Origin of the sequence: Pseudoalteromonas sp. MelDa3 (genome assembly GCF_002863625.1) — a bacterium.
GTDB lineage: Bacteria > Pseudomonadota > Gammaproteobacteria > Enterobacterales > Alteromonadaceae > Pseudoalteromonas > Pseudoalteromonas arctica.
Genome location: NZ_PJBR01000149.1, coordinates 1 through 5,057, shown reverse-complemented (window position 1 = coordinate 5,057; position 5,057 = coordinate 1). Strand labels below are relative to the sequence as shown.

Below are 5,057 nucleotides of genomic sequence, written 5' to 3'. Positions count from 1 at the left end.
GCTAAACAGTGTGTTTAATCTTGAGCGGCTTCACTTACGCCAGCTCTATTTAATAAATACTGAGTAAGCATTGGAACAGGACGACCCGTTGCGCCTTTTTTAGCGCCACTGCGCCACGCTGTACCCGCAACATCTAAATGCGCCCAATGATACTTTTTAGTAAATTTAGACAAGAAACATGCCGCAGTAATAGTACCCGCAGAGCGTCCACCTAAGTTTGTAAAGTCAGCAAATGGGCTTTCTAGCTGATCTTGATAGTCATCCCATAACGGTAACTGCCATGCACGGTCGCCACTTTGCTCAGACGCTTTTAATAAATCGTGTGCAAGTGGGTTATGGTTTGATAGTAAACCAGTCGCATGCGCGCCAAGGGCTACAATACAAGCGCCAGTAAGTGTTGCTACGTCAATAACAGTATCCGGGTTAAAACGTTCAACGTACGTTAGTGCGTCGCACAATACTAAACGACCTTCAGCGTCGGTGTTTAACACTTCAACTGTTTGCCCCGACATTGTTGTTAAAATATCACCCGGGCGATACGCGTTTGAGCCAGGCATGTTTTCACAGCCAGCTAAAACACCAATAACGTTAATTGGCAATTGCATTTGTGCAAGTGCACGCATTGCGCCAATAACACCTGCAGCGCCGCCCATGTCGTATTTCATTTCGTCCATGCCTTCGCCTGGTTTTAATGAAATACCGCCTGAGTCAAACGTTAAGCCTTTACCAACAAGTACAATAGGGGCTTGGTCGTCAGCGGCGCCTTTGTAGTTAATAATCGACATAATTGATTCGTTATCACTACCTCGGCCAACAGCTAGGTAAGAATTCATACCTAGTTCTGCCATTTGCTTTTCGCCAATAATATCAACAGTGATGTTGTCAAAATTAGTTGCCAACTCTTGTGCTTGCTCGCCTAAGTACATTGGGTTACAAATATTTGGTGGCATATTAGCCACGTCTTTACACAGCTTACTACCTGCAGCAATGGCTAAACCATGCTCAATGGCACTTTCGCCAATCGTTAGTTCGCGTCGTGTTGGTACGTTAAACACCATTTTACGAAGTGGACGACGAGGGTCTACTTTTTTACTTTTTAATTGGTTAAACGTATATAAGCAATCTTGCGTTGTTTCTACTGCTTGACGAACTTTCCAGTAAGTGTCGCGACCTTTAACGTGTTGCTCTGTTAAAAAGCAGACTGCTTCCATAGAGCCTGTTTCGTTTAAGGTATTAATAGTTTTAGAAATAATTTGTTTATATTGCTTATCGTCAAGCTCGCGCTCTTTACCACAACCTACAAGCAATATGCGCTCGCTTAATACATTGGGTACATGATGCAATAATAAAACTTGGCCTGGCTTACCTTCTAAGTCGCCACGGCGAAGTAAATTAGAGATATAGCCATCACTAATTTTATCGAGTTGTTCACCAATGGGGGATAACCTACGTGGCTCGTAAACGCCAACCACAATACATGCGCTGCGCTGTTTTTCTGGGCTACCACTTTTTACGTTAAATTCCATTGTCACTCCTGATTTTGAGTCATTTAAGTTAGTAAGTTGGGGCTAAAAAAGTATTTTCTAGTCTTATCTACGTAACTTATGTGCGGATAATTCTTATTTTAGCTGATTTTGTTAGGGCCTGTTGACCTTTCAGGATTAAAATTTGTTCAATCTAGGGGCTATTTAATCGCGGCGCGAGGTGTGTAACTTAGTGGGCTAAGTAAAAACCGAGCAACAAAGAGTAAATTGCCCCTAGGCAGAACCCTTCGGGCAGCGCATGTTTGGCATTTATGCTGCGTTATCGCCTATTTATGGGGAATAACCACACTACATAGGCTCTGCCTTGCCTAAATACCAAACGTACTGCTGCAAATTTAACCTCGAAAGATAAACAGGCCCTAGACTCTTACTGTGTAATTGAACTTTATATGCTTAAGGGCTACTAATGCAACATTATATCGTGCACTTAGGTAGGATAATTAAATTTGATGGCTTATAATAATAGCCTATTTGCCGGTATTAATTGGGTAAAATAGCTATTTAACTATTCAATTCTCACTATCGTAGTGAAATTCCATGTTTAACAGGGGCGAGCATTGCTAATTTTCCGTTATTTGACCGCTGAGGTTTTAAAATCGCAGGTCGCCGTATTTTTAACTTTAATGACAATATTTTTGTCACAAAAGTTAGTTGGTATTTTAGGTGATGCCTCTGAGGGCAGCATTCCTGCTAAATTAGTGCTATCGATGATTGCACTAAAGCTTCCACAACTGGCCTCGCTAATACTTCCGCTGAGTATATTTTTAGGCATTATTTTGGCTTACAGCCGTATTTACGCCGATAGCGAAATGACCGTACTTAAAGCCTGTGGCGTAAGTGAATGGTATGTTGTGCGCGTAACGCTTATATCAAGCGTTGGGCTTGCCATATTAGCCGCTGCATTGACTATGTATATAGCGCCGTGGGCAAGCGAGCAAGAGTATCAATTGAAAGAACAAGCCAAAGCCGATGCAGGGTTATCTGCACTCAGAGCTGGGCGGTTCCAAGAAACCGGTAACGAAAAAGCCGTGGTGTTTATTCATAATATTGAAAAAGGCGGCAAAGAGCTCAATAAGGTATTTGTTGCACAGTTACCTGATAGCGAAAAAGGCAATCTAGCGCGCTTAGTATATGCACAGCAAGGTGTTGTGGTTGAAGCTGTAAATGGTGAGCAACAGCTAGTGCTTACTGATGGAAAACGTTACGAAACAGACGGCACAACGCCTGCACTTAATTTAACAGAATTTGATGGTTATAGCGTACAAATACGAGAACAAGAAATAGAGCATCAACGCCGTAAATTAGAGGCTGTGCCAACTAACCAATTATTGGCTATAAATACTCCTGAATCTATTGCTCAATGGCAATGGCGACTCGCTATTCCGTTATCAATCCCACTACTTACCTTACTGGCAGTGCCGCTAAGTGTGGTTAATCCTCGACAAGGTAAATTTGCAAAACTAGTACCTGCTATTAGCTTGTACTTAGGCTACTTTATTTTACTAAATGCCGCTAAATTTGCAGTTGAAGATGGCAAAATCCCGCCTTCAATCGGCTTGTGGTGGATTCATCTAAGTGCCTTGTTTATAGGTGGGTTATTAATTATAAAAGGGCGACCGCTGGGCGCTTGGCTTAAAGCCGTAGTAACTAAGCGGGAGTTAGGCTCATGATGAAAACGCTTGATTGGTATTTAGGCCGCAGTATTTTACAAACTACCGGCTTTGCATTGTTGGTACTTGTTGGTATTAGCACCTTAATTAAATTTATCGACCAGTTAAAGTCGGTAGGGCGCGGCAGTTACGATTTAATGACTGCAATGCTTTACACGCTTTACACAATACCTGGCGATTTAGTGGTTTTTTTTCCGATGGCTGCGCTAATTGGTGGCTTAACGGGTTTAGGGGCACTTGCCTCAAACAGTGAGCTGGTAGTGATGCAAGCCGCCGGTATGTCGCGCTTACAAATAATTGGCTCTGTGATGAAAACTGCCATATTTATGGCTGTATGCATGATGGCTCTTGGCGAATGGGGTGCACCTGAAGCGCAATTACACGCTAAAGAAATGCGTAACCAAGCAATACATGGCGGCGATGTGTTTAATACACAAAAAGGTGTATGGGCTAAAGACGGCAATAATTTTATTAATATTGAAGATGTTGATGAAAACGGCAGGCTCAACGGGGTACACATGTACCACTTTGATAAATCGTTAGAGCTTACCCAAATTACTAAAGCAAGAGATGCACTGAGCCGAAAAGAAGGCTGGCTGCTTCGTGACGTAAATAAGGTTATTATTACTAGCGAAAAAACCACAACCGAGCAATTACCAGAAGAGTTTTACCCTTCGCAACTCACAGCTGAAAAGTTAGGGGTTGTTTCGGTAAAACCGGAGTCACTTTCATTTACTGGGCTTTGGTCGTATTTAAGTTACTTAGAGCAAAACGAACAAGACACAAGTACCTATGAGCTTGCTCTATGGCGTAAGTTGATGCAGCCAGTATCTGTTGCGGTAATGCTGCTGGTGGCGCTCTCGTTTATATTTGGCCCACTACGTACCGTTACTATGGGCGCACGTATTATTATGGGTGTTGTAACGGGGATTGTGTTTCACTTAACTAATGAAATATTTGGCCCTGTAGTTATGGTTTACCAAATACCAGCCATTATAGGTGCGGTATTGCCCAGTATTATATTTATAGGCTTTGCGACATATTTGATGAATAAACGGGTATAGAGTACCTATTCAAAGCATTAAAAAGGGTGACCACTGGTCACCCTTTTTGCTTTTTAACTACTGCTTAGTTACCGCTTAACTCACGATTTGAAAAGTTGGTATTAATTAAGCTCACTATAAATACGTCTGTTTTCTTCTTTAGTAAGTGCAATAACTTCTGTTTTAGAGATGTAATCTTGCAGTGCTTTTTTGTTTTTAAAATCTACTAACACCACCAAATTACCTAAACCGAGTAAAGCGCTAACGCTGCGGATAATTGATTGCGGCCAGCTAATTAAATTACCCTCAATAGTTTGTACTTTTAAACGCCATGCACGCATGCCAATGGTTTGCCCGCTTTTAGTCCAAAAGTAGCCAAAAAATACTAAGGTAACAATAATTAAAAGAGCGGTACGAATACCCGAAAGAAGATTTGAATTTTGAATAAAAGCAGATACATCCTCTGCGCCATTTAAACTAATTACATCGAGAGAAATAAGCCCTTGTACTGCAAATAAATACAGCACTACAGTTAACATCGCAAACGCAATAATGGCTAACGTATCGTAAACTAACGACGCAAAACGGCGCCAAAAACCAGCACGTGGAAACTCACCCGACATAAATACACTCTCACTATTAATATGCGAGCTAGTTTAGCAAAAAAGCTTACAAATACTAAGACATGTTAATGCTTAGAGAGGGAATTGATTTTATTGCTTTAAGTTATTACCTACAGGGGAAATGAAAAAGACCCTGCTATTGGTAGCAAAGCCTTTTAATTTATAGCGGATTTAACC

General features: G+C 41.4%; 4 protein-coding genes. 2 read left to right on the top strand and 2 right to left on the bottom strand.

Annotation, left to right across the window (positions count from 1 at the left end; all coding sequences use genetic code 11):
* Positions 1-14: 14 nt before the first annotated feature.
* Positions 15-1,526: a leucyl aminopeptidase gene (pepA, locus tag CXF89_RS18265; protein WP_121955395.1), complete on the bottom strand. Its 1,512-nt coding sequence runs from the start codon at positions 1,524-1,526 to the stop codon at positions 15-17.
* A 575-nt stretch (positions 1,527-2,101) separates the two neighbouring features.
* Between pepA and lptF the strand changes: the two genes are divergently transcribed.
* Complete coding sequence (gene lptF / locus CXF89_RS18260; RefSeq protein ID WP_007587281.1) at positions 2,102-3,214, top strand: LPS export ABC transporter permease LptF; 1,113 nt, start codon at positions 2,102-2,104, stop codon at positions 3,212-3,214.
* Positions 3,211-4,278: an LPS export ABC transporter permease LptG gene (gene lptG / locus CXF89_RS18255; protein WP_007587278.1), complete on the top strand. Its 1,068-nt coding sequence runs from the start codon at positions 3,211-3,213 to the stop codon at positions 4,276-4,278. Before lptF ends, lptG begins: the two co-directional genes overlap by 4 nt.
* Positions 4,279-4,379: 101 nt before the next feature.
* Here the strand turns inward: lptG and CXF89_RS18250 are convergent, their stop codons facing one another.
* Entirely contained in the window at positions 4,380-4,880 is a 501-nt protein-coding gene (locus CXF89_RS18250) for an RDD family protein (RefSeq protein ID WP_121955394.1), read from the bottom strand.
* Positions 4,881-5,057: the final 177 nt, after the last annotated feature.